The organism is Actinoplanes sp. NPDC048796 (genome assembly GCF_040650035.1).
Classification (GTDB): Bacteria; Actinomycetota; Actinomycetes; order Mycobacteriales; family Micromonosporaceae; genus Actinoplanes.
Genome location: NZ_JBEZGO010000029.1, coordinates 16,071 through 40,518 on the forward strand (window position 1 = coordinate 16,071; position 24,448 = coordinate 40,518).

Annotated in this window: 23 protein-coding genes; 13 read left to right on the forward strand and 10 right to left on the reverse strand. The window is 71.1% G+C overall.

What is annotated here, in order from left to right:
- The first annotated feature begins 46 nt into the window (after positions 1–46).
- Complete coding sequence (locus AB0C26_RS45705) at positions 47–2,887, forward strand: BTAD domain-containing putative transcriptional regulator (protein ID WP_360261456.1); 2,841 nt, start codon at positions 47–49, stop codon at positions 2,885–2,887.
- 12 nt (positions 2,888–2,899) lie between these two features.
- Here AB0C26_RS45705 and AB0C26_RS45710 read toward each other — a convergent pair whose 3' ends face one another.
- Together AB0C26_RS45710 and AB0C26_RS45715 are read right to left on the reverse strand one after the other, a co-directional pair.
- Entirely contained in the window at positions 2,900–3,397 is a 498-nt protein-coding gene (locus AB0C26_RS45710) for a hypothetical protein (protein WP_360261459.1), read from the reverse strand.
- Positions 3,398–3,579: 182 nt separating this feature from the next.
- On the reverse strand, positions 3,580–5,100 hold the full coding sequence (locus tag AB0C26_RS45715; RefSeq protein WP_360261462.1) for a M1 family metallopeptidase: 1,521 nt from the start codon (positions 5,098–5,100) through the stop codon (positions 3,580–3,582).
- Positions 5,101–5,229: 129 nt separating this feature from the next.
- Between AB0C26_RS45715 and AB0C26_RS45720 the strand changes: the two genes are divergently transcribed.
- The 4 genes from AB0C26_RS45720 (at position 5,230) to wrbA (ending at position 8,309) form a co-directional block, all read left to right on the forward strand.
- On the forward strand, positions 5,230–6,486 hold the full coding sequence (locus AB0C26_RS45720) for a M20 family metallopeptidase (RefSeq protein WP_360261465.1): 1,257 nt from the start codon (positions 5,230–5,232) through the stop codon (positions 6,484–6,486).
- Positions 6,483–6,962: a DUF6924 domain-containing protein gene (locus AB0C26_RS45725; protein WP_360261468.1), complete on the forward strand. Its 480-nt coding sequence runs from the start codon at positions 6,483–6,485 to the stop codon at positions 6,960–6,962. The genes AB0C26_RS45720 and AB0C26_RS45725 overlap by 4 nt, the downstream gene beginning before the upstream one ends.
- A gap of 122 nt (positions 6,963–7,084) precedes the next feature.
- Entirely contained in the window at positions 7,085–7,555 is a 471-nt protein-coding gene (locus tag AB0C26_RS45730; protein WP_360261471.1) for a MarR family winged helix-turn-helix transcriptional regulator, read from the forward strand.
- Positions 7,556–7,685: 130 nt separating this feature from the next.
- Positions 7,686–8,309 carry an NAD(P)H:quinone oxidoreductase gene (wrbA, locus tag AB0C26_RS45735; RefSeq protein WP_360261474.1) on the forward strand — a complete coding sequence of 208 codons (624 nt, stop codon included), beginning with the start codon at positions 7,686–7,688 and terminating at the stop codon, positions 8,307–8,309.
- On the opposite strand, the gene AB0C26_RS45740 is transcribed toward wrbA, so the two are convergent.
- Positions 8,299–9,339 carry a class I SAM-dependent methyltransferase gene (locus AB0C26_RS45740; protein ID WP_360261477.1) on the reverse strand — a complete coding sequence of 347 codons (1,041 nt, stop codon included), beginning with the start codon at positions 9,337–9,339 and terminating at the stop codon, positions 8,299–8,301. The genes wrbA and AB0C26_RS45740 overlap by 11 nt on opposite strands.
- A 206-nt stretch (positions 9,340–9,545) precedes the next feature.
- Here AB0C26_RS45740 and AB0C26_RS45745 point away from each other — a divergent pair, with 206 nt between their 5' ends.
- Together AB0C26_RS45745 and AB0C26_RS45750 are read left to right on the forward strand one after the other, a co-directional pair.
- Entirely contained in the window at positions 9,546–10,646 is a 1,101-nt protein-coding gene (locus tag AB0C26_RS45745) for an FAD-dependent monooxygenase (protein ID WP_360261480.1), read from the forward strand.
- A 77-nt stretch (positions 10,647–10,723) separates the two neighbouring features.
- Positions 10,724–11,398 carry a GntR family transcriptional regulator gene (locus AB0C26_RS45750; RefSeq protein ID WP_360261483.1) on the forward strand — a complete coding sequence of 225 codons (675 nt, stop codon included), beginning with the start codon at positions 10,724–10,726 and terminating at the stop codon, positions 11,396–11,398.
- A gap of 1 nt (position 11,399) precedes the next feature.
- Here AB0C26_RS45750 and AB0C26_RS45755 read toward each other — a convergent pair whose 3' ends face one another.
- The 5 genes from AB0C26_RS45755 to AB0C26_RS45775 form a co-directional block, all read right to left on the reverse strand.
- On the reverse strand, positions 11,400–11,693 hold the full coding sequence (locus AB0C26_RS45755; RefSeq protein WP_360261486.1) for a hypothetical protein: 294 nt from the start codon (positions 11,691–11,693) through the stop codon (positions 11,400–11,402).
- A 21-nt stretch (positions 11,694–11,714) separates the two neighbouring features.
- A complete protein-coding gene (locus tag AB0C26_RS45760; protein ID WP_360261489.1) occupies positions 11,715–12,269 on the reverse strand; it encodes a sigma-70 family RNA polymerase sigma factor in 555 nt (184 codons plus the stop codon).
- Between the two features lie 148 nt (positions 12,270–12,417).
- Positions 12,418–15,171, reverse strand: a complete 2,754-nt coding sequence (locus AB0C26_RS45765) for an AAA family ATPase (protein ID WP_360261492.1) — start codon at positions 15,169–15,171, stop codon at positions 12,418–12,420.
- A 12-nt stretch (positions 15,172–15,183) separates the two neighbouring features.
- On the reverse strand, positions 15,184–15,618 hold the full coding sequence (locus AB0C26_RS45770) for an FCD domain-containing protein (protein WP_360261495.1): 435 nt from the start codon (positions 15,616–15,618) through the stop codon (positions 15,184–15,186).
- Between the two features lie 32 nt (positions 15,619–15,650).
- A complete protein-coding gene (locus AB0C26_RS45775; protein WP_360261498.1) occupies positions 15,651–16,478 on the reverse strand; it encodes a helix-turn-helix domain-containing protein in 828 nt (275 codons plus the stop codon).
- A 105-nt stretch (positions 16,479–16,583) separates the two neighbouring features.
- On the opposite strand from AB0C26_RS45775, the gene AB0C26_RS45780 reads away from it, so the two are divergent.
- The 4 genes from AB0C26_RS45780 (at position 16,584) to AB0C26_RS45795 (ending at position 21,244) form a co-directional block, all read left to right on the forward strand.
- Positions 16,584–18,104: a GMC family oxidoreductase N-terminal domain-containing protein gene (locus tag AB0C26_RS45780; RefSeq protein WP_360261500.1), complete on the forward strand. Its 1,521-nt coding sequence runs from the start codon at positions 16,584–16,586 to the stop codon at positions 18,102–18,104.
- A 67-nt stretch (positions 18,105–18,171) separates the two neighbouring features.
- The gene (locus AB0C26_RS45785; protein ID WP_360261502.1) at positions 18,172–18,321 is read left to right on the forward strand and encodes a hypothetical protein; all 150 of its coding nucleotides are present in this window, start codon (positions 18,172–18,174) and stop codon (positions 18,319–18,321) included.
- A complete protein-coding gene (locus AB0C26_RS45790; RefSeq protein ID WP_360261505.1) occupies positions 18,318–20,447 on the forward strand; it encodes an AAA family ATPase in 2,130 nt (709 codons plus the stop codon). Before AB0C26_RS45785 ends, AB0C26_RS45790 begins: the two co-directional genes overlap by 4 nt.
- A 47-nt stretch (positions 20,448–20,494) precedes the next feature.
- Positions 20,495–21,244 (forward strand): alpha/beta hydrolase, encoded by a 750-nt coding sequence (locus tag AB0C26_RS45795; RefSeq protein WP_360261507.1) that lies wholly within the window; start codon positions 20,495–20,497, stop codon positions 21,242–21,244.
- Here AB0C26_RS45795 and AB0C26_RS45800 read toward each other — a convergent pair.
- Entirely contained in the window at positions 21,221–21,727 is a 507-nt protein-coding gene (locus AB0C26_RS45800) for a sigma-70 family RNA polymerase sigma factor (protein ID WP_360261509.1), read from the reverse strand. The genes AB0C26_RS45795 and AB0C26_RS45800 overlap by 24 nt on opposite strands.
- Positions 21,728–22,304: 577 nt before the next feature.
- Between AB0C26_RS45800 and AB0C26_RS45805 the strand changes: the two genes are divergently transcribed.
- Both AB0C26_RS45805 and AB0C26_RS45810 read left to right on the forward strand, forming a co-directional pair.
- On the forward strand, positions 22,305–23,006 hold the full coding sequence (locus AB0C26_RS45805) for an alpha/beta hydrolase (protein WP_360261512.1): 702 nt from the start codon (positions 22,305–22,307) through the stop codon (positions 23,004–23,006).
- 32 nt (positions 23,007–23,038) lie between these two features.
- A complete protein-coding gene (locus AB0C26_RS45810; RefSeq protein ID WP_360261514.1) occupies positions 23,039–23,863 on the forward strand; it encodes an alpha/beta hydrolase in 825 nt (274 codons plus the stop codon).
- A 314-nt stretch (positions 23,864–24,177) separates the two neighbouring features.
- Here AB0C26_RS45810 and AB0C26_RS45815 read toward each other — a convergent pair.
- Positions 24,178–24,448, reverse strand: a 271-nt coding sequence (locus AB0C26_RS45815) for a hypothetical protein (RefSeq protein ID WP_360261516.1), incomplete at its 5' end; no start/stop codon positions are given.

Below are 24,448 nucleotides of genomic sequence, written 5' to 3' on the forward strand. Positions count from 1 at the left end.
CCCAGCACTACGTGGCCGTCCGGCCCCAGTTCACTATGGTGGAGCGATGATCACCGGGCCGTCGGGCGACATCGCGTTCGTCCGGTTCGCCGTGCTCGGCCCGGTGCGGGTGTGGCGGGGTGACCAGGAGCTCGACCCCGGCTCGCGTCAGCAGCGGCTGGTGCTGGCCCTGCTGCTGGCGCGCGCGGGCGAGCCGGTCGGTCTCGGGGAGTTCGTGGCGATGTTGTGGGGCGAGCGCCCGCCGCGAAGTGCCACCAACATCGTGCACCTCTACCTGGGCCGGCTCCGGCGGATGCTCGAGCCCGGCCTGCGCCCGCGCGCGCCGGGCCGGTGGCTGGCGGGCGACGCGTCCGGCTACCGGCTGATGGCCGGCGTGGAGCAACTCGACCTGCTGCGGTTCCGCGTCCTGGTGGAACGCGGGCGCTCGGCCGGGGACCCGGCCGAGGCGCTGGCCTCTTTCGCCGAAGCGCTGCACCTCTCGCGCGGCCCGTGCGCCGGCGCGCCGGAGCTGACCAGCCACCCGGTCGCCGATTTCGAGGCCGTGGACAACGAATACGCCGATCTGATGCGCGAAGCCACCGGCGTGGCCCTGCGTGCCGGAGCGGTCCGGACTGTGCTGCCTGTCCTGCGGCGCGTGGCCAGCCAGCGCCCGCTGGACGAGGCCTTGCAGGCGAAGTTGCTGCTGGCACTGGTCGCAGACGGGCAGCAGGCCGAGGCGACCGCGCTCTACCAAGGGCTCCGCGGCCGGCTCGCTGACGAGCTCGGTATGGATCCCGGCCGAGAGCTTCAGGAGGCGTACAGCGCCGCCCTGCGGCACGGTACGCCCGTCGATCCGCCGGCGCCGGCCGACGGCTTCTTCGTCCGCCCGGCCCAGCTGCTGCCGGACCTGCCCCATTTCACGGGGCGAAGCGAGACTCTCCATCGGGTCCTGACGCTCATTCACGGGCGCGCCGCCACGACCCCCGTGGGCATCGTGGCCATCGAGGGTATTCCCGGTGTCGGCAAGACGAGCCTGGCCACCCACCTCGCCTACCGGGTGGCCGACGAGTTCCCGGACGGCCAGCTCTACGCCGACCTGCGGGGCCTGGATCCGCAGGCCGCGGAGGCGCCGGGCGATGTGCTCCAGGGCTTCCTGCACGCGCTGGGCGTGCGGGGCCAGGACATACCGGGTAGCGACAGTGCCCGGGCGACCCTCTACCGCGGGGTCCTGGCCGAGCGCCGGATGCTGATCGTGCTGGACAACGTCCGCGATCCCGATCAAGTGCGGCCGCTGCTGCCCGGTGGCCCCGGCAGCCTTGTCCTCGTCACGAGCCGGTACAGCCTGGCCGGTCTGGCTACGGCGCCCGAGGGACTCGTGCTCACGCTCGATGTCCTGCCGAACGACGAGGCCCGTCAGCTTCTGGTCTCGCGCGTCGGGGCGGCCCCGGCCGAGACCGACCGGCCGGCGCTGGACGAGATCGTCGAGCGGGCCGGGGGACTGCCGCTGGCGCTGGCCGTGGTGGCCGCCCGGGCCCAGACCCGTCCGGGATACCGGCTGGCCGACGTCGCCCGGGAACTCCGCGATGCCCGCGGCAGCCTCGACGGGTTCGGCTCCGACGACCCGGACAGCGACCTGCGCGCCATCTTCTCGTGGTCCTACCGTGGCCTCAGCCCCGCCGCCGCGCGCCTGTTCCGCCTGCTGGCCGCGCATCCGGGCCCGGACGTCACGCTCGCGGCCGCGGCGAGCCTGGCCGGGCTGCCCGCGACCGGCGCCCGCGAGGTGTTCGGTGAGCTGGTGCACAGCCGACTGGTCACCGAGCGCCGGCCCGGCCGCTACGGCGCCCACGATCTGATCGCCGCCTACGCTCGCGAGCTGATGCTCGACGTCGAGTCCGGCGCGGATCGCGACGCGGCCGCCGACCGGGTGCTGGCGTACTACCGGCGCACCGCGTACGCGGCCAACCTCTTCATCAACGCCGAGATCGACGCGGATCCGCCGGCCCAGCACGACGGCGTCGCCGACGAGAGGCCGGCCGACGCCCGAGCGGCCGCCGCCTGGTTCGCGGCCGAGCGTGAGGTGCTCAAGGCTGTCATGCGGCAGGCCAACGACCGGGGACGGGTGTACGAGGCCTGGCAGCTGGAGCTCATGGTGCAGGGCTTCTACCAGCGTGAGGGCTGGTGGCACGAGTGGGCGACGGTGGTCTCCGAATGCCTCGCCGCGGCCGAGCGCGCCGGCGACCGGGCCGGCGTGGCCGAGATGCTGCGCAGCCTGGCCGGCGCCCGCTTCTACGTCGGCGACAGTGAATCCGCCCTGTCCCTGCTCGACCGGGCGCTGGAGGTGTTCACCGAGCTGGGCAACGTCTCCCGGGAGGCGCTGACGCTGCGCAACCTGGGCGAGGTGAGCTTCGCGGTCGGTGACTACGACCGCTCCGTGGCATGCCATCACCGTGCCCTGGCCATGGCGGAGTCGCTCGGGGACCGGACGGCCCAGGCCGATGTGCTGTGCCGGCTCGCCGACGCGCAGTACGAGATCGGCCGCCACGCGCTGGGCTTCGAGATCCTCGGCCGTGCGCTGGCAATGAGCGAGCAGTTGGGCGACGACGTCCGCCGCAGCGAGTGCCATCTGCGCCGGGCCGGCCTTTACCTGCGTGAGCACCGGTTCGCCGAGTCACGGGCCGACTGGGCGGCAGCGCAGGAGCTGGCCACCGCCGTCGGCCACCGCGTCCACCTGGTCCGGGCGAAGGTGGGGCTGGGCGACACCGCTTTCGAGGCGGGCGACCGGCCCGTCGCCGAGGCAGCCTGGCGAGAGGCGGCCGCCCTCGGCACCGGCTCCGATCCCGCCCAGGAGGCCGCCATCCGGCGCCGTCTGGCCCGGCTGGACCACGGCGCCGGGGGAGCGACGGCGTAGCCGGTCCGCTCGCTAGCCGGCACGGACAGTCAGGTAGCCGATGCCGCTTCGGGTGGCCGAGCTCATCGAGTATTTCTCACCCGCCTCGGCCGCGATCGCCTGGAGCATCGCGTCGATGGTGACGTTGGACGCCGCGTAGTCGACGGTCAACGTCGTCAGGCCGATGAGCAGGCAGCGGTTGACCAGGTCGCGGAGCACCCGGCGGTCGAGCCCGGTGCCCTGCCAGATTTCGGCGACATTGACCCGTAGCGTCGGCGAGCCGGGGTCGGCCGGGTCCCAGGAGCACTCGGCCAGCGCCACCATCCGCTCGCCGTCCAGGGCGACCTGTCCCGTCCATCGCCGTACGGGCTCGGCGATCTGGTGCAGCACCGACGCGTGCAGCGAACGCAGACGGCGGTGGCCGGTGATGAAGCGCCGCGGATACGACTGCCGCTCGAACATCGACTCGGACGCCCGCAGGAGTTCCAGGTCGCCGGCACGCCAGGTCCGGATCTCAAGATTGTCCGTCATGCCCCCACAGACGTACGAGACCCGCCTCAGCACAATCGCCAGGGGGAGACCTCCGTCACTGAGACGCCGGTCGAGGACACCGGGGACGGCTCGATCGCGACGTACGACTTCGTGCTCGAGCCGCGGCCGGCCGCGTGACCCCGGCGGTGGCGGCTCATCGGCGAGCCGCCACCCCGGATGACCTACTTGTGCAGGCGCAGGGTCGCGGCCGCGGTGCTGCTGCCGGTCGTCGTCCAGTCGGGGTGGCCCGGCATCGGCGGCGTCACCGTGCCGTACAACCAGGACGTCAGGAACGGCTTGAGGTCGCGGCCGGTCGATCGTGACGCCAGCGCGATGAAGTCGGCGGTGGAGGCCGACTTCCCGCGGTACGCGGTGACCCAGTCACGCTGCAGGCGCTCGAAGGCGGCGGCACCGACCTTCTGTCGCAGGGCGTAGAGGGTCAGCGCGCCACCGAGATAGACGTTGATGTTGAACAGGTCGGACAGCTCCTGGGCCGACTTCGGCCGGGCCACCGGCCCGTTCTCGGCCCGCCAGCTGTCACTCAGCGCGTAGAGCTGGCGGAACAACTCCTCACGCGTCGGGAAGCCGGTGTGCTCCTCCAGGGAGCCGATGCGCTCGGCCCAGAGCAGCTCGTACCACGTCGCGTGTCCCTCGCTCAGCCACAGATCGCTCCAGGTGGCCTTGGCGACGCTGTTGCCGAACCATTGGTGCGCGAGCTCGTGGGCCATGGTGGGCTCGAGACTGGCCGGCGGCGCCGCGGTGGTCGAGGCGTCGTAGAGGGACAGGGTCTGGGTCTCCAGCGCGGTGTCGCCCGCCACGTCGACCATCAGGGATCCGTACGCGTCGAACGGATACGGGCCGACCTTCTGCTCCATCCAGCGGATCTGCTCGCGTTCGGCGTCGAACTTGGGCAGCTGCTGATCGGCCAGGCGGCGCGGCACCACGTCCCGGACGCGCACCGGGCCGACCGGCGCCCGGTCACGCACGACGAAATCGCCGACCGCGACCTGAAGCAGCTCGGTGGCCATCGGCTGCTCCTGCCGGAACGTCGTGACCGTGCGACCGCCGCCGCTGCGGCTGAACGTCCGGACGCCGCTGGCGACACCGGTCCAGCCGGACGGAACGTCGGTGGTGACCGTGAAGCGGGCCTTGTCGCTGGGGTGGTCGTTGCTCGGGAACACCTGGTGCGCGGCGGCCGGCTGGGAGATCAGAGCGGTGCCGTCCGGCGTGATCGTGAATCCGTACAGCGCCTCGGGATCCGCCGCTTCGGGTGTGGCCTTGAAGCCCTTGACCGTGACGGTGAAGGCGCGGCCCGCCTTGAGAGCGGTTCGCGGCATGATGACCAGTTCCTCCCCGGTGCGGGAGAAGCGGGCCGGCTTCCCGTTCACCTCGACCCGCGCCGGGCCCTGGCCGGCGAAGTCGAGATTGAAGCGGGAGAGATTCTGGGTGGCGACGGCGGTGATGCTGACGTCACCGGTGACGGTCTGCGCCGGGTTCTTCGCCGGGTAGCTCAGCTTCAGGTCGTAGTCCCGGACGTCGTACCCGCCGTTGCCCAGGGTGGGGAAGAGGCGATCGCCGAGACCGGCCGAGCCCGGAGTGGGGGCGCCCGGCCAGGCGAACGAGGCAGCCGGCGCGGCGGTGACGCCGACGGTCAGGACGAGCCCGGCCGTCAGCAGGCGGCGCAGGGCGGGAATATCTCTCATGACTGTCCAAACGGGTCGGACCGGGCCACGTTCATCCCGGTCCGGTGTACCCGGAGCGAACTTCCGGGCTTCGACCGCGTACTAGCCGGTGTGACCGCCGGTCCGGCGGTGAGACAAGGGAGGGACCACATGTACGACATCCCGGCCGCCGGCGACATGCGAAAGACCGCCGGACGACTCCAGCCGGACCTGGTGCGGCTGCGCCGGGACCTGCACGCCCACCCCGAGCGCGGCCTTCACCTGCCCCGCACCCAGACAGCCGTGCTGGAGGCGCTCGAGGGCCTGGACCTGGAGATCTCCCGGGGTGAGGCGCTGACGTCGGTCACGGCGGTCCTGCGCGGCGGCCGGCCGGGCCCGGCCGTCCTGCTGCGCGCCGACATGGACGCGCTCGCCCTGACCGAGTCCACTGGCCTGGACTACGCGAGCCGTACGCCCGGCGTCATGCACGCCTGCGGCCACGACCTGCACACCGCCGCGCTCGTCGGCGCCGCCCACACGCTGGCCGAGCACCGCGACATGCTGGCCGGCGACGTGGTCTTCATGTTCCAGCCGGGCGAGGAGGGCTGGGACGGGGCGGGCCACATGGTTGCCGAAGGGGTGCTGGACGCCGCCGGTCAACGGGTACGGGCGGCGTACGGATTGCACGTGCGCTCGTACGAGACCCCCCGAGGGGTGTTCCGCAGCAAGCCCGGCACCATCATGGGCGCCACCGACTCGCTGCGCGTGACGGTGAAGGGCAAGGGCGGGCACGCCTCGCGGCCGCACGCGGCCAACGATCCGATGCCGGTCGCGGCGCAGATGATCACGGGGATCCAGACACTGATCACCCGCCGGTTCGACCCGTTCGACCCGGTCGTGGTCACCGTCACGTCGGTCGAGGGCGGCGCCTTCTCGAACATCATCGCGGAGCGGGTCGAGCTCAGCGGCACCGTCCGTACCTTCTCGGAGCAGAACCGCGGGCGGATCCGGACCGAGATCGCCCGACTGTGCGTGGGCCTCGCCGCGTCGTTCGGGATGACTGCCGAAGTCAGTTTCGACGACGGATATCCGGTGACCGTCAACGACGCGACGGAGTACGAGTTCGCCGCGGGCGTGGTGCGCGACGTCCTCGGCGCCGACCGGTTCGACCCGCTGGAGGCGCCGGTCGCCGCCGCGGAGGACTTCTCGCGCGTCCTGAACGAGGTTCCGGGCTGCTTCCTGTTCCTGGGGGCGGCGGCCGCTGACGACCCGGCGACTGCCCCGAGCAACCACAGCCCGCAGGCCGTCTTCGACGACTCGGTGCTCGCCGACGCCTCGTTCGTCCTGGCCGAGCTCGCCCGGCGTGCGCTGACGCGCCTCGCCGCGCCGGTGAACCCGGGGGCGGAGGCCACGTCGGTCATGGCATGAGTGCCTTCCCGCCCGCCGTCAACGAGGCGATCGAGCGTTATGCCAGTGTCGTGGTCCGTACCGACTACTCCGACGACGAGGGATGGCTCGCCGTCCTCGGTGAGCTGGCCAAGGCGCCGGAGGACTGGGACGGCGAGGACCCGGAGAACTTCATCGTCGACGACCCTTCCTGGTCCGGCGCCGGCCCGGACGAGATACGCGACGTGGTCCGCAGTGACGAATATCTGTCGCAGTACCTCGGCGTGGTGGTGATAGCCGACACCGAGGCCGTGACCGGCGACGAGCACCTGCTTTTGGTCGTCGCCACGACCGGGCCGGGCGGCGAGACCTTCGGGTACGGCCGGGAGTTCCGGTCCGCCCCGCGGGAGGCTTACCAGGTGAGCGTCAACGTCGGGCTCGGGAACATGAGCTTCGCCGAGTTCGCCGAGACCGCAGCCGGCTCGCCCGACGGCGTCTTTCGGGGTTTTCCCGATTGACATCGCTGGTGAGCTGATGATCTCTTGCCTCGTAGGGCCCATCAGAGGATGGGCTTTACCAGGAAAGAGAACGTCCCGGAAAGGTGACCCTTCACCATTCGCGCCGTGACTAGCATGGGGTGGTGACAAGGCCGGAGAGGTTGAGCGAGCGCGAGCTCCGCGCATGGGGCGGTTTGCTGACCATGCAGGAGGACCTGAGGCGCCACATCAACCGTCAGCTGACCAGCGAGGCCGGGATCTCACTGGCCGATTTCTCGATTCTCAGCGCGCTGCGGATCACCCCCGACCGGCCGATGCGGGTGTATGAGCTGATCGAGACCCTCCGCTGGGAGAAGACCCGGCTGATCCATCAGATCTCCCGCATGGTCCGTCGTGACCTGGTCGAACGCCGGACCAGCGCCGAGGACGGCCGGGGTACGGACATCGCCCTGACCGATCAGGGGCGAGCCGTGATCGACAAGGCGCTTCCCCTGCACGTGCTCCATGTGCGGCAGCTCTTCTTCGATGTGGTCACCCCGCGCCAGCTCGACACTCTGGCCGCTCTGTCCGAGACGGTGCTCGAGAACCTCCAGTCCGAGCCTTTCGACGAGTAGAGAGCGCCGAAGTTCGGCGGGCGTGGTACCCGCCACTAATAGGTGACGCGTCACCTAGATCTGTCTACGGTTGAGGGGCGGCCTCGTCAGGGTGACGTCGCCGAACCTCATCTCCGAGAGGACCACCGACATGTCCGACCCTGTGAAGCTCGCCGTCATCTATTACTCGTCGACCGGCACCGGCACCGCGATCGCCGACGAGGTGGCCAAGGCGGCCGCGGTGGCCGGCGCCGAGGTCCGGGTTCGCAAGGCCGCCGAGCTCGCGCCCCCGGCCGCGCTCGACGCCAACGAGCGCTGGGCCAGTCACCACGCGGCCACCGCCGAGATTCCGGCCCCGTCGCTCGACGATGTGAACTGGGCCGATGCCGTCATCTTCGGCTCGCCGACCCGATTCGGCAACGTTGCCGCCCAGCTCAAGCAGTTCATCGACACGCTGTCGCCGCTGTGGCTCTCGGGCGGCCTGGCCGACAAGGTCTACAGCGCCTTCACCTCGACCGGCACCCGGCACGGCGGGCACGAGTCGACGCTGCTGGCCATCTACAACAGCATTTACCACTTCGGCGGCATCATCGTGCCGCCGGGCTACACCGATCCGGTCAAGTTCGTCGACGGCAACCCGTACGGCACCTCACACCACGCCGAGCCCGGGCCCTCCCTCGGCGAGATCGGCGACGACACGCGCAACGCGGCGCGTCACCAGGCCGAGCGGGTCGTGCGGATCGCGGCGACCCTGAAACAGGGACTCACCGCCTGACCGAGTTGACCTTCGAGGGGTCGGCGGGACGGCGCAGGAGCACGAAACTCCCGAAGCTGGTCGGCGCCACCCGCACCAGTGCGAAGCCGGCCGCCTGGGCCTCGGCCGCGAGCTGGGTTGCGCTGCGGTCGAGCGGAGCGTGCCGCTGGCCGCGAAGGAGCTTTCGCAGGGATCGGGACCGCTGATCCATGTCCTGGGAGCCGGCGTCCTCCTCGGGGACGATCAGCAGCCCACCCGGCCGCAGGGCCCGCCGGATCATCGCCAGTGTCGCGGCCCGGGTCCGCTCCGGGAAGAACTGCTGCGCCCAGAAGGCGCTGTCGAACTCGGTGTCCTCGGCGAGGTCCCGGGCGTCCACGCAGCGGACGTCGATCCGGTCGGTGAGGCCGTGCTGGTTCACCCGCCGTCGTGCCTCCGCGGCAACCTCGGGCACGACCTCGATCGCCGTAGTGCGCAGCCCGGGGAAGGCCGAGCTCACCGTGATCGCGGAGGTGGCGACGCCGCATCCGACATCGAGAAGTCGCGCCTCCCGCAGCGATGCGGTCCACTCCGGCAGGTCCGCCAGCAACTGCTCGTACAACCCACTGGTGACCGTGGTCGCCCGGCCGCCCGCGGCCCGGGCGGCGACCAGGGCGTCGCCGGCCAGGAGCGCGGCGGCCGTCGCCTGGACCGCCCCATGGATCAGGCGCCGGTTCGTCTCCGCATGGTCCAGTACGTCGGGCAGGGCCAGCCAGGCGTCCTCGGCCGCCAGGGCCGCGAAGAGCGGGCTCAGGCACACACTCGAGCCGTTCCGCTCGACGACGCCGTGCTCCTTGAGCGCTTCGAGGACGTCCTCGAGCCGCGTGCGCGGCAGCCCGGTGAACTCGGCCAGCCGCTCGATCTCGCGCGGTGTGCTCAAGTATCGAGTCCAGCCCCACTGATGAACCGCGGTGAGCAGGGCGAGAGCATGCGCGCCGGTCGCCCACCGCTCGACCTCGGTCGCCGCCTGTACGGCGTCGGCGAAACGTTGTTCGGACGTTGCCCGGTCGGTCATCTCTTCCGCATCTCCGTGCCGTTGGTCGAAAGAACTTCTCAACCGTGCTGACGCGCAACCGTCGCCGACTCTCATGTCGATCTCTGTGAGGTTTTGCACCGCGGAGGCCGCGAGTGGGTGCTGCCTCACAAGACAACGGCTTGCTTGAACCCGATCGGACGGTCCGCGTCCACTCCGGTGTTGCGATCGAAGAAGCAGGAGAGTTGATGACAGCGCTGAGAATCCTCATCGCGGGCGCCGGCATCGCCGGGCTGGCCGCCAAGCACGCGCTAGCTCGGCGCGGGATCGATGCCGACGTGGTCGAGCGTGATGCGGTACCGAGGATCACCGGGGCCGGCCTCTATCTCCCCGGCAACGCGGTGCGGGCGCTTCGCGACCTCGGCCTGGGGGAGCAACTTGGCGAGCGTTCCCACCCGATCCACCGGCAGCAGCTCGAGGACGAGCGGGGCCGGGTGCTGGCCGAGTTGCCGGTCAGCGCGATCTGGGGCGAGACCGGCGACTGTGTGGCGATGCGCCGAGCCGACCTGCACAGCCTGCTGCTCGAGGCGGTCGGTGAGACCCAGGTCCGGTTCGGCGTCGCCGTCCGCGAAGTAGACCGCGACGGGACCGTGACTTTCGGTGATGGACAGCAGAGCCGATATGACCTGGTGATCGGGGCCGACGGCATTCATTCGGCCGTCCGCCTCTATGCCTTCCCGGAGGCCGAGCCGCGGTTCCTGGGCCAGGTGACCTGGCGATTCCTGGCACCCTCGGCCGGCCTGCCCGAGCACACCTGGACGGTGATGCTGGGTGACCGGGGCCGGACGTTCCTTATCGTGCCGGTGGGCGATGGGCAGGTGTACTGCTCGGCGGCGATGGACAGCGCGAGTCCTGGGGGGCAGCCGGACGACTGGCGTGCGGTGTTCGACGACTTCGCCACGGGTGGCTTGCTCGACTACGCCGGCGAGGCCCATTTCGCCCCGTTGTACGAGGTCAACGCGTTCGACCGGACCCACCCCAGGGCCGTGCTGATCGGTGACGCGGCGCATGCCTGCTCGCCGAGCATGTCGCAGGCCACCGCCATGGCCGCCGAGGACGCGATCGTCTTGGCCGAGACCTTGGCCGAGGCCCGGGGCCGGGAGACCGTCCCGGCTCTGCTCGCGGCGTATCGGGAGCGCCGAGCCGATCGTCTGCGTTTCGTCCTGGCGCAGAACCGGCGGCGCGATCAGGCCCGGCACATGCCGGCCTTCGTTCGCCGGGTGGTGTTCCGGCATTTCGCCGAGGGCATCTTCCGGTCCAACCACAAGCAGTTGCTCGCCCGCCCGTGAACCGAGGCCCGCACCGGTGACGCTGGGTGGTGTTTCCCTCGTTGACGACCGCTGATCGCGGGTGTGAAATATATTGCATGCCGGTGCCTCCTCGTGTGGGTGTGATCCCGCGATCGCTGTTACGGGACAACGCTTACCAGTCGATCCGTGACGCCATAGTCGACGGCACGCTCGCTCCCGGGGAGCGGCTCAACGACGTCGAGCTGGCGCAGTGGCTCGGAGTGAGCCGCACCCCGGTGCGCGAAGCGTTGGCCCGGCTTGAGGAAGCCGGGCTGGTGCAGACCAAGCCCGGTCGTTACACGATGGTGAGCCCGCTGGACGGGCGGGCCGCGCGGGCCGCTCAGACGGTGACCGCGGCAATGCACGAGCTGGCTGTCCGCGAGGCGGTGCCCCGCTTGTCGGCCGATGAGATCGAGGCGATGCGTACGGCCAATGCCCGTTTCGCTGAGGCGTTGCAGGCGCACGACGTCGATGCCGCCATCGCCGCGGACGACGAGTTCCACGGCATCGCGGTGACAGCCTCGGCCAACCCGGTGCTCCGCTCGGTGGTCGACCAGTTCACCCCCATGCTGAGGCGACTGGAGCGGCTGCGGTTCTCGTCGCTCGACGGCCGGGCCTCGGTGGCCCTGCACGCCCGCATCATCACCTTGTGCGAGGCGGGCGACGCCGAAGGCGCGGCGGCGGCCGCCCGTGACAACTGGATGAGTCTCGAGCAGGTCTTCGACCTCGAGACGGGCGACCGGGCGGAGTGACTCAGGAGGGGCGGCGGCCGGCGTCGGTCAGGCCGGATCGCGGGATGGCCTGTGTCATCGTGGCATCCTCGTCCGCCCCGGCGAGGGTGGCGATCAGCAGGTCGATCTCGGCGTCGCTCAGGGCGGTGGGCCCGGCGACGGCGGCGAAGACGACCGCGTGGGCCACCTCCGCCACGTGACCGCCGGCCATTCTGGCCCTCAGGCCCGCGACGAACTCGGCCGGGAGCCGCCCGTCCAGGCTTTCGAGGAATCGCCGGAACTCGTGGTCCGTCGCAGTGTGCTGGCTCTGTTCCACTTTCGCTCCCTTGCTCCGGGGTCAGCCCTCCATCAGCGCGCTGCGCAGCTGCTGCATGGCGTAGTGGGCGCGGGACTTGACCGTGCCGACCGGGACCCCGAGGCGGGTCGCGGTCTCGTCGAGGGTGTGGCCCTCGAAGTACAGCTCCAGAAGCACCGACCGGTGCGCGACGCTGAGCCGGCCGATCGCGTGGCGCAGGGTCATCGTCGCGATCACCGTCTCGGCCGCCTCGCTGCCGGCCGCGGCCGGCTCGCTGTCGATCAGGCCGACCTCCACGGGCCGCGACTGCCGCTTGCGGTACGCGTCGATGGCCAGCCGGCGAGCCACCGTGAACAGCCAGCGCCGCTGCGACTCGGGCTCGACCGGTACGGCGTCCAGGCTGCGCCACGCCCGGAGCAGGGTCTCCTGCACCAGATCCTCGGCGGTGTGCGCGGCGCCCGGTGAGAGCAGCCCTCGCAGAAAGTGCAGCAGGGGAGCGCCATTGTCGCGGACGATGTCCCGCATCTGGACCTCGGCCCGGCCGGGCCTGGCAGCGACGGTGAATTTGCGGTCGATGACGTTGGTCGCGGTTGTCATAGCTCATCCCCGTAGCAATTCGGCAGGTTCCAGAAAAGCGTACGAGGAGGGCTGTGAAATCCTACTTAAAGACTTGTTACGCCGATGTGGATAGGAATTCGGTGACCATTTGAAGTGTGCTTGCGACCAGCTTATGGGCTGTCAGCTATTAGTCAAGAATTGGTTGGTGGGGACGATGCACATTTTGGCCGGACAGTGCGTCGCGCAGGCCCGCCCGTGTCGATATGCCCAGTTTGGGGAAGATTCGGTAGAGGTGCGCGCCGACCGTGCGATGCGAAAGATAAAGGCGCTCGGCGATCTGTTTGTTGGTCAGACCCGAGGCGGCCAGGCTCGCTATCTCGAATTCCTGCGCGGTCAGCGCGGCCGGCGGTTGCTCGTCGGCGTCCGCCCGGAATCCGGTCGCCCGCAATTCGGTGAGCGTGCGGGCCACCCACGGATCCGCGCCCATCGCGGCAAAACCGTCATGAGCGACGGCGAGATGCCCACGGGCGCGCGAGAACTCCTTGCGCCGCCGCAGCTTTTCGGCGAAGGCAAGCCGGATGCGGGAGGACTCGAAGAGCCAGCGTTCGCAGGCCGGATCGTCGAGCGTCTCCTCCAGGCGGACCGCGGCCTCCTCGCCGTCCAGGACCAGCGCGTCGACGCCGTGCTGGATCAGCCGCATACGCGGGGAGATCATGGCGACCTGAGCCGAGCGCATGGCTTCGGCGTGCGCCCGGGCCTCGTCCGATCGGCCGGTACGCAGGGCGGCCTCGACCAGGTCGAACATCACCCAGGTGCTGATCGGCACGTGCGGCGCGAGCACGCCGGCGGGGCTGACCGCCGTGGCGTGCTGGTAGGCGGCCTCGAAGTCACCGTCGGCGGCCGCGGCGAGCGTGCGGGGGTGATGGGCGATGGCCACCGCGCCGGCGACACCCCGCGGCAGTGCCCAGTGGGTGATCTCGTCGGCGAGTTTGAACGCCTCGTCGGTCCGGCCCCGGCCCGCCGCCACGATGGCTCGGTTGTAGGCGAAGTACCAGTTCAGGAACGGAAGGTTGCTGACGGAGCAGACCTTCTGGGCCTCGTGCGCCAGCTCGGTGGCCTCGTCCCAGCGACCGGTGAGGTAGTCGTCGAGGCACAGGTGCATGATCGCGCTGAGGTGCCGTCGAGGTGCCCCACCGTCACGGCCCTGGCGTACCAGCCGCCAGGAATGCTCCCGGTTGTCACCGAGCCGGTCGAGGTAGACCGAGGCCGTGCCGATCCGCATGACGCGGGTCAGATCCTCCTCGGTGTCCAGGGTGGACAGCAGGGTCTCCAGGTCGCGCCCGGCGGCCGCGCCGGTGCGAACCGGGTCGGGAAAGGTCCGGCTGAGCACCGAGAGCAGCAGGGGCGGTGCCGGCGTCAACCGTGCTACGGCCCGGTGGAACACGGCCCAGAGCTCGGCGCTGCCCGCATACCAGGAGAGCAGGAGCAGGGTGTGCAAAGCCTCGTCGAGGGCCGCGTCGTCGGCCCGCCAGCCGTGCTCGCCGGACTCGATCGCCCCGGCAAGCAGCCGGTGCGCGGTGTGCACGTCCCCGTCGCCGTTGACCATCAACAGTGCCGCCGCGTTCGCCGCGTGCAGCGACCCGGCCGAGTTGGGGCTGGTCGCCTGGGCGTCGGCCAGCAACGTGGTCGCGTCGCTGACGCCGCCGGCCTCCGCTCCCATGTACGCGGCCTCGGCCAGCCGCCGAGCCCGGTCCTCGGTGGTGGCGCTCAGCTCCGCGGCCCTGACCAGCGCGGCGATCGCCGCCAGGACGTCACCGCGCTGGAGCACTCGGCGGGAGGCCTCCTCGAGCTGCGCCGCCACCGACTCGTCGGGTCCGGCCGTGGCGGCCGCCAGATGCCAGGCCCGGCGCTCGGGATCGCTGGTCAGCCCGGAGGCGATGGCCAGGTGGGCGCCGCGGCGTTCCTCATGGGTCGAGGTCGCGACGATCGCCGACTGGATGAGCGGGTGGCGGAAGACCAGCACGCCGGTGCAGTCGTCGACTCTTACCAGCCCGGCTCGCTCGGCCGGTGCCAGGTCGGTGAGGTCGGTCAAGCCGCGCAGGACACCCACGTCGCCGCTGCCCTCGAAAGTAGCGAGCAGCAGCAGCAGGCGGGTGGCGTCAGGCAGACCCGCGACGCGCAGGGCGAACACCTTCTGCAGGCGCTCGCTCAGCGGAACCACCGCTGACTGCTCGAGAAACTGCTCCGTGGACGTGGCCACGGTGGCGGGCAGCTCGACGAGAGCCAGCGGGTTGCCCTGAGCGAGCTCGAGCAGCCGCTCCCGGGCGTGGGGAGCCATGGTGGGGAACCGGGCGTCCACCAGCCGTGCGCTGGCCTCCCGCGCGAGCGGCTCGACCGTGACCTCGGTGAGGCCGCGCCGATCGAGGAAGCTTTCCGTGCCGATGCGGGACGAGGCGATGACACCGATCGGCGATGCCTTGACCCGCCTCGCGACGAAGCCGAGCACGACAGCGCTGAGCCGGTCGGCCCACTGGATGTCGTCGACGACCAGCAGGAGGGGCGCCTTGCGAGCCACGGCGGTCAGCAGCGACAGGGTGGCGTTGCCCACCAGCAACGTCTGCGGAGCGGGGCCGGACCCGAGGCCCAGGGCGACGACGAGGGCATCGCGGTACGCGGGCGGAAGTCGCGCTATCTCGGACGACAACGGTAACAGCAGCTGATTGAGTAGCGAGTAGCTGACCTCCGCCTCGAACTCGGAGCCCGACGCGCGCAGCACGCGGAGACCGGCGGCGTGGGCCCGGTGGGCCGCGGCCGTCAGCAACGCCGATTTCCCGACACCGGGCTCGCCGCGCACCAGGCGCACGTCACCGTCCTGCCGCGCCGATGCGATGAAGCGGTCGATGCGCGCCAGCTCCACCTCGCGTCCGAACAGGTCCTCCACCACCGGCTCCGATCAGGTCGTGGCCGGCCCCGCGAGGGGCCGGCCCAGCAGGGGCGCCAGTTCCTGCCAGTGGGCGCGGGTGGCGGCCACGGCGGCGTCGACGTCGCCGGACTCACCCCGTTCGATCATGTGGCTGTGCTGAACGACCGCATCGTGCCCGCTCGGTGACGAGAACCGGAGCCGCGCGGCCCGCAGGAGCGGGGGCGTGAACTGCTCGAGCACTGTGCGCAGGGCGGCATTGCCCGACGCGGTGACCGTGATCGCGTGGAATTCCTCGTCGGCGCGGATCGCCGCCTCGGCGTCGCCGGTCTCCACGGCGGCGGCGAAGCGTGTGTTCGCCTGCCGCATGGCTTCGAAGTCGGCGACGGTGAGCAGGGGGACGGCCTCGCGGACGGCGAGCTCGTGCATGGCTGTGGTCACCGCCAGCGCCACGCGAGCAAAGGACATGCAATATATTGCATAACGGCAGCGAGAGAATGTCAAGCCGCGCGCGTCGAGGCGCCTGGGCGGACCGCCGACGGCGGCACGCCGTAGCGAGCCTGGAACGCTCGGGTGAAGTGGGCCTGGCTGGTGAAGCACCATCGGGCCGCGATGCGGGCGATGCTCAGATGACTCAGCAACGGATCGGCCAGGTCGTGCAGCACCGCCTCCAGACGCCGCAACCGGATGTACTCCGTGACCGAGTGCGGCTCGTCCTCGAAGAGCCGGTGCAGGCTGCGGGGAGCCATCCGGTGGGCGGCCGCGATCCCGTCGTGGGTCAGATCCGGCTCCGGCAGGTGCTCACGGACGTACCGCAGCACCTGGAGCCGCCGCCCGTCCGTAGCGGCCTCCTCGCGGTCCGGGTCCGTGATCCGGAGCGCACCGGCGATGAGGTGGAACGCGGCCTCGCCGAGACGTCCGGCCGAGGCGCCGATGGTCGTTCGCTGAGCCATCGCGGCGGCGATGAAACCGGCCAGCACGGCCCCCGGCCCCGCGTCGAACGAATGCGCGTGCCGCATCGCCTGCCGGACGACGTTGTCCGGCAGGGACAGGACATGGCGCGGGAAGGCGAGCACAACGCACGACCACTGGCCCTCCAGCCGCAGGGTGTAGGGCCGGCCGGTGTCATAGAGCGCCATCTGTCCCGGCCCGATGCGCACCTGGTGACCGTCCTGACTGACCGTGGTACTCCCGTCCTGCTGCATACACAGCTTGAGGCGGTCGTTCGGCCCGCGCCGGACGGGCGGCGTGCGCCGCAGAGTCTGCGGACTCCCACTGACTCGGGAGGCCAACAGGGTGCCGAGAGCAGCGCCGGGCGGTGAGGTCACGCCTAGCTTTACGCGTCGGCACCACCGAAGTTCAGACGCCGACGGTCAAACGCCGGGGCGGAAATGGTCAATCACCTGTGCCGGAGCCGAGCAACCGTGGTCGGCATGGCAGATAACTATGATTTCATCGTGGTCGGTGCCGGCTCGGCCGGCGCGGTCGTCGCCTCCCGGCTGTCCGAGGATCCGCGCGTACGGGTTCTCCTGCTCGAGTCGGGTCCGGCCGACACCTTGCCCGAGATCTCGGTTCCGCCGGCCTGGCCCGCGCTGTGGGGTAGCGCGGTCGACTACGGCTATGTCACCGTCCCACAGAGCGGCACCGGCGACGAACGACACGACTGGCCGAGAGGACACACCCTCGGCGGCTCCAGCAGCATCAACGCCATGGTCTTCCTCCGCGGGCACGCCGCGGACTTCGACGGCTGGGCCAAGCAGGGCGCCGACGGCTGGGACTTCGCCTCGGTGCTGCCGTACTTCCGCCGAATCGAAACTGTCGAGGGCGGCGATCCGGCCTACCGCGGAGACAGCGGCCCGATGCGGCCGGCGATCGCGGCCGACCCCAACCCGCTCTCTCAGGTCTTCGTCGACGCGGCTGTCGCGGCCGGATATCCGCGTACCGAGGATTTCAACGGCGCTGTGGCCGAGGGCGTGGGCTGGCACGACCTGTCGATCACCGGGGGTCTGCGGCAGAGCACGGCGGCTGCCTATCTGCACCCGGTGGCCGCCGACCGGCCCAATCTGACCATCCTGACCGGGGCCCGCGCGCACCGGCTGATCATCCAGCGTGGCCGCTGCGTCGGCGTGATCTTCGCGCGGGAGGGCGAGGTCACTTCGGCCTACGCTGACTACGAGGTCGTCGTCAGCGCCGGCGCGGTCGACTCGCCGCGGTTGCTCATGTACTCGGGCATCGGCGACGCGGCCGACCTCGCCCGGCTGGGCATCCCGGTGGCGCAGCACCTGCCGGGGGTCGGCCGCAACCTGCACGACCACCCGCTGGCCAGCCTGGTCTTCGAGGCGTCGCAGCCGATCCCCGCGGCTCGCACCAACCACGCCGAGACGTCGATGCTCTGGCGCAGTGACAGCGCGCTGCCCGGTCCGGACACGCAGATCATGTTCATCGAGGCGCCGTTCCACCGGCCCGCCCTGCTGGCGCCGGCGAACAGCTTCACGTTCGGCGTCGCCACCGTGCCCGATTCGCGGGGCACGATCCGGCTGGCATCAGCCGATCCCGACGTGGCGCCGCTGATCGACCCGAACTATCTGGCCGAGGAGAGCGACGTCCGCCGCCTCGTCGAGGGCCTCGAGGTGGCCCGGACGATCGCCGCCACCGCGCCGTTCGACGGATGGCGCGGCCGCGAGGTGCTGCCCGGGCCGGACGTTCGCGAGCGCGCCGGGCTGCGCGAATATCTGAGCCGGGGCACCGGCACCTACTATCACCCGGTCGGCACCTGCGCCATGGGCGACGGGGCCGACGCGGTGGTCACCCCGGACCTGCGTGTCCAGGGCGTCGACGGGCTGCGGGTGGCCGACGCGTCGGTGATGCCCCGCATCGTCTGCGTCAACACCAACCCGGCCACCATCATGATCGGTGAAAAGGCCGCTGACATGATCCGCTCCGCGCACGTCTGATCGAGGGACACTGTGACGGTGCGAAACGGCTTGAGTATCGGCGAGTTCCCCACTCAGTCACCTGAGCATGCGGACACTGCGCCGCTATCACGAGGCCGGGCGGCCGGATCCGGCGGCGGTGGACCCGTTCACCGGCTACCGGCACTACAAGCCCGACCAGATCGCGACCGCGCGGGTCATCGGTCACCCGAGGCGGCTGGGCGCGCCTGACGCATGATGATCGGACGCAGTCGTGAGCTGGCCGCCGTACGCCGGCTGCTGGACCGCACGGTCGCCGGAGCGGGAGACCGCCTGACTGTCGTGGGCCCCTCCGGCTCCGGCAAGACGGCACTGGCCGACGCCGCGGCCGAGCTCGCCCGCCGGCGCGGACTGCCTGTGAGCCGGTCACCCGAGGCCGGTGGGGCGGGCCCTCGGCTGGTGATCCTCGACGGCCTCGGCCCGGCCGGCGGTTCGGAGCGTGTCGACCAGCTGGTTCTTGGTGGCGCCGCCGTGCTGGTCACCGCCGGCACGGCCGGGACAGCCGGCCGGCATCTCCACCTCACCCCGCTGCCCGAGGCCGAGCTGGCGGCCCTGCTGCCCGAACAATCGCCCGAGACAGTGCACGCGGTGTGGTTGCTCACCGCGGGATGGCCCGGTCCGGCCCTCGACCTCGCGGCGGGCCTACCGCCCGGCTCGGGCGAGGACGCGGTGGTGCGGATCGTCCTGGCGGCCCCGTCCCGAGGTGAGTTCCTCGCCGTCGACACGGCCCTGATCCGGCTGCTGGAGGACGCCGCGTCGCGGGTGCTCCCGCCGGCCGTCCGGGCCCGGGTGCTGGCGCGGCTGGCCGGGGAGTTGCTGGGCGACCCGTCGGCGGCGGCGCGGCGACGGGAGCTGGCCGACGAGGCGGTGCGGCTGGCCCGATCCGCCGGCGACTCACGGACCCTGGCCGAGGTGCTGGACGGGCGGCTGCACGCGTTGTGGGACCCGGCGGCGGCCCATGAACGGCTGGCCACCGCGTCCGAGATAGTCGGCCTGTCCCGGCGGGCGGGCGACGCGGGTCTCGAGCGCCGGGGCCTGTTCTGGCGATTCGTCGCCCTGGTCGAGCTGGCCGACCTCGACGCGGCGGAAGCCGCGCTGGTGGCGTACGCGCGAGCCGGGGAGCGCGACGGTGATCCGGAGGCAATGGCTGTCGCGCTGTCCCGGCAGGCGGTGCTGGCGCTGATCCGTGGCCGCCTCGATCTCGCCGAGACGCTCACCGCCGAGGTGACCGTGGCCGGGCAGCGGGCCGGGCTGGCCGACACCGGCCGGTTGACCGCCTCGCTGCGGGGCCGTTTGGCGTTGCTCCGGGGCGAGGCGGCGGGCCAGGTAGAGCCATTGTGGGCGCTCGCGCGGCGACTGCCCGGACACTTCTTCGAGGTGACGGCGGCTCGGGCGCTGGCCGAGTCCGGGCAGGTCACCGAGGCGCTGCTCGAGGTCGAACGGCTGGTGCCGGCGGTGCTGGCCGGGGCCGGTCCCCGCTGGATCGGCGCCGTGGCCGACCTCGCGCTGGTCGCGTCGCTCGGCGGTACCCCCGCCGCCACCCAGGCCCTCTACGACGCGCTGCTGCCCTATGCCGGTCGCCTCGTGATCTGGGGCGGGGCGAACACCGTCACCGGGCCGGTCGACGACTATCTCGGCCGGCTCGCCGCCCGGCTCGGCCGTCCCGCGCAGGCCCGGGCCCATCTCGACAAGGCGATCGAGCTGGAGGCGCGGCTCGGGGCGCTGCCGTGGCTGGCGGCCACCCGCGCGGCCCGCGCCGGCCTGGAGCCGGCGGCGCCCGTCACCGGCGCGTGGCGCCTGGTGCGCGACGACGGCGACTGGGTCCTCGAGGCGGGCCGGGAGCACGCCCGCCTCCGTGATGTGCGCGGACTGCACTATCTGCGGACGCTGCTGGCCGCTCCGGGACGGGAGATCGCCGCCCTGGACCTCGTGGCCGGGGGCGCCGGACTCACGCTGACCCCGCCCGAGCCGGTGCTCGACACCGCGGCCAGGGCCGCGTATCGCAAGCGGCTCGACGAGCTGGCCGGCCGGCTGGAGGACGCCGACCGCGCCGGCGACGTGGACCGGGCGACCAGGCTCGTCGCCGAACGGCAGGCCCTGGTGGACGAGCTGCGGCGGGCCGCGGGACTCGGCGGCCGCACCCGCCGGCACAACGCCGAGGCGGAGCGCGCGCGGGTCAACGCGACACGCGCGCTTCGGACGGTGCTGACCCGGCTCGAGCCGCTGGTCCCGATCGCCGCCGCCCACCTGCGGGCGTCGGTACGGACCGGCAGCTTCTTCCGGTACGAGCCGGCCGCCGGTGGGCCGGCCCGCTGGCAATTGTGACCCCGGCCACGAACAAAATGTTCCCGGCCCGGTTACGCCGTAGGGGCATGACATCTCCCCTCGTTCTCCTGCACGGGCTGAGCTTCGACCGGCGGCACTGGGAGCCGCTGCGCCGGGAGCTGGCTGCCCTGGATCCCGACCGCCAGGTTCTCGCCCTCGACCTGCCGGGCCACGGCGCCGCCGAGCGCCGGGCGTCGTACCGGCCCGAGGAGGTCGCCGAGGTGCTGCACGGCCAGATCGAGGCGGCGGCTCTGCCCGGGCCGCCCACCGTCGTGGGCCACTCGGTCGGTGGAGTGATCGCCACCGTCTACGCCGCCCGCTACCCGGTCCGCGACGTCGTCAACCTTGATCAGATCCTGCTGCCCGGCCCCTTCGGGGGCATCGTGCGCGCGGCGGAACCGGAGCTCCGGGGCCCGGGCTGGCGCGCGGTGTGGGAGCGGATGCTGGCCGGAATGGGCATCGACAAACTCCACGGAGAGGCCCGGCGCCTCGCCGAGACCGCCACCGATCCGCGGCCCGACCTCCTACTGGGTTACTGGGCCGAAATCCTGCAGGGCGCGGACCAGCAGATCCGGGCCGACCGGGAGGCTGATCTGCGGGCGATCGCCGAGCGTGGCATCGGCTATCGCTGGGTCACCGCCGCCGAGCCGCCGGCTCCCTATGTCGAATGGTTGCGCGCGGCGCTGCCGGCGGTCGCCGTCACGGTGCTACCGGGTGGCCACCTTCCGCATCTGGAGCACCCGGCCGAGCTGGCGCGGCTGCTGTCGGCCGGCTCAGTGGCCAACCTGGTCGCGTAGCGCCCGCAGGGCATAGTGCAAGCGGGAGCGGACCGTGCCGATCGGTATGCCGAGGCGCTCGGCCACCTCCCGAGGTGCCCGGTTCTCCACGGCAAGGGCGAGCAGCACGTCCCGGTGAGCCTGGCTCAGCCCGGCCACGGCCTCGCGCAGCGTCACGTTGGCGATGGCCGCGGCCGCCGTCCGGTCCTCGAGCGCGACCGGCTCGGCCGTCGCCGCCACCTCGACCGGCCGGGCCTGCCGCCGGCGGGACGCGTCAATGGCCACGTGGCGGGCGACCGTGTGCAGCCATCGTCGACCGGCCTGTTCGCCGGCCGGGACAGCGTTGAGGTGGCGCCAGGCGCGCAGCATCGTCTCCTGGACCAGATCTTCGGCGTCGCCGTCGTGGGTGATCGCCGCGGCGAGATCGGTCAGCGGCTCGCAGTGCTGGTACACCAGCTCGCGCATCCGGGCTTCGGTGTCGGTCGAGTTCTCCGGACGGGACATCCACCCAACCTAGAAAAGGCGCAGTGACGAATTTGTGATGCCCGAGTGACATCGGTCTCGCGGCCGATTTCCACCACCGGTTCACCTTCGACGGCGGGCCGTCACCGAACCTCAGGTGCCGGCCGCCTGACCATCGAGCAGGCGACCGGGTCCGACGCGCTCGGCGCGGGCCCGCTGATCAGACGAGCGGCCCGGCTCATGGAAGGCATCGGCCCAGTCCACGCGGTGTGCGTGCCGATCAGGATGCCGTACAAGGCGGTCAGTTCTTTCACGGTTTCCGCCGAACGAGGACACCGGCTCCGTCTCCTGTGGACGTACGGGCGAAGTCGCCGCTCACGGCGTATCTGTCGAATGACTTAAAGGATCTGTGCCGCTGGCCACGCCCGCGTGGAGCTCACGTGCCGGGATCGGCCCACCGCTGGTCGAGCAGCGGTGAGCCGATCGGCCGAGCGGCCGCTCGGCCGCACGCCAGGCGGAGGCGAATGACTGATTCGGCCGGCGGGCCGAGAGCCGATGGTGGATGTCGGCAGCGCGCTTCGATCCAGGACGCGCCGATACCAGCTTCGAGGGAGTGATCATGAAGCCAACCATCGTCCTTGTCCACGGCGCCTTCGCCGAGTCGGCCAGCTGGAACGGTGTCATCAGCCGGCTGCGGGCGGCCGGGCACCACACCATCGCGCCGGGCAACCCGCTGCGGAGCTTGTCAGGCGATGCCGCCTCGGTGTCCGACCTGCTGGCCACCATCGACGGCCCGGTCGTGCTGGTCGGGCATTCGTACGGCGGGGCCGTGGTGTCGAACGCCGCGGTCGGCGCCGACAACGTGAAGGCCCTGGTCTACGTGGCCGCACTCGCCCCCGACAAGGGCGAGACGACGCCCGACCTGCTCACCAAGTTTCCCGGCGCCACGCTAGGCGAGCACCTGTACGAGGTTCCGCGCAGCGACGGCACGGCCGATGTCTACGTGGACCCCGACTGTTACCACGACCATTTCGCCGCTGACCTCCCGGCCGAGCAGGCCACGCTCGATGCGGCGACGCAGCGGCCGTTCAACAGCGTGGCGCTCAACGAGGCGTCCGGCGAGCCGGCGTGGAAGACCATTCCGTCCTGGTTCATCTCGCCGGAGCTCGACCGCGCCATCCCGCTGGAGACCTTCCGTTTCATGGCCGAGCGGGCCAACGCCCAGGAGTCGGTGGAGATCGCCGGCGCCTCGCACGCCCTGCCGGTGTCACAGCCGCAGGCCGTGGCCGATTTCATCCTCCGGGCCGCGGCCGCGGTCTGAGTTCTCTCTCCATCTCTGAAAGGACCACTCTCATGAAGCTTCGTTTCTCGAAGAAGACGGCCGTCACCGCGAGCGTCGCGATCGCGGCGCTTGTCGCCGGATCGGCCGGCGCGGCGTCGGCGTCGGGGTCGGGACATGCGTGGAAGAAGCCGACGGTCGTGCTGGTGCACGGGGCGTTCGCCGACTCGTCGAGCTGGAACGGTGTGGTCGCCGACCTGCTGCACGACGGTTATCCGGTGGTGGCGGCCGCGAACCCGCTGCGAGGGCTGCACTCGGACGCCCAGTACCTGCGTACCGTCCTCGCCAGCGTCAAGGGGCCGATCGTCCTGGCCGGGCATTCGTACGGCGGGTCGGTGATGAGCGAGGCCGCCGACGGTGACAAGGACGTCAAGGCGCTGGTCTACATCGCCAGTTTCGCGCCGGAGAAGGGCGAAAGCACCTCGGATCTGGCGGCGAAGTTCCCGGGCGGGCAGCTCGGCGAGGCGCTGAACGAGGTGCCGGTGACGGTGCCGGGCGCCGGGCCGGGCACGGACCTCTACATCAAGCAGGACCAGTTCCGGCGGGTGTTCGCGGCCGATGTGCCGCGTGGTCAGGCGGCGCTGATGGCGGCGACGCAGCGGCCGATCACGAGTGCGGCGCTGGATGAGAAGGCCACCCGGACGGCGTGGAAGTCGATCCGGTCCTGGTTCATGATCACGAAGCAGGATCTGGCCATCCCGGCCGACTCGATGCGGTTCATGGCCAAGCGGGCCAAGTCGCGCACGGTCGAGATCAACGCCTCGCACGCGGTCACCGTCTCCGAGCCGGACGCGGTGGCCCGGCTGATCACCGAAGCCGCCCGCGCGACCACGCGCTGAGCGGAAGGACGGTTGCCCGGTCGGCCCTGCCGCGCACAGCGAGGCCGGCCGGGCGGGCTCCGGCCCGCATAGCTCATGTTCTTTATGTTCAAATCCTTCTCGTCCGGTCTTGTGTGAGATATTTGCTGGCTGCGGCGATTGACTCTCACTCAGGGCAGCATTGATATCCCGGCGGGTACGTGCGTCAGATCCGGACATCAGTGTCGTCCAGTTATCGATAGATCACCTTTAGGTGTAGTCTTCCAGAAAGCACGATCGGTCGCTCTATCGACAATGGATGATTCGTTCAGTGATGACTTTCAGTTACACCGCAGTCACATGGAATGCCGGCAAGCGTTGTTCGCGCGCATGATCAGGAAGTCTTCGAGGGGCCTGGGCATGTTTTCGGTCGAAGGGCTCTGGTGCACGTGGGGGGTGAGCTCGTGCCTTTGACCAATGGTGACGACAATTCTTTCTCTTTCGGCGTGCTTGGGCCGGTGCGGGTGTGGCGGGGCGGGGTTGAGGTTGATCTGGGTGCGCGGCAGCAGCGTTTGATTTTGGCGTTGTTGCTGGCTGGTGCGGGTCAGCCGGTGGGGTTGAGTGAGA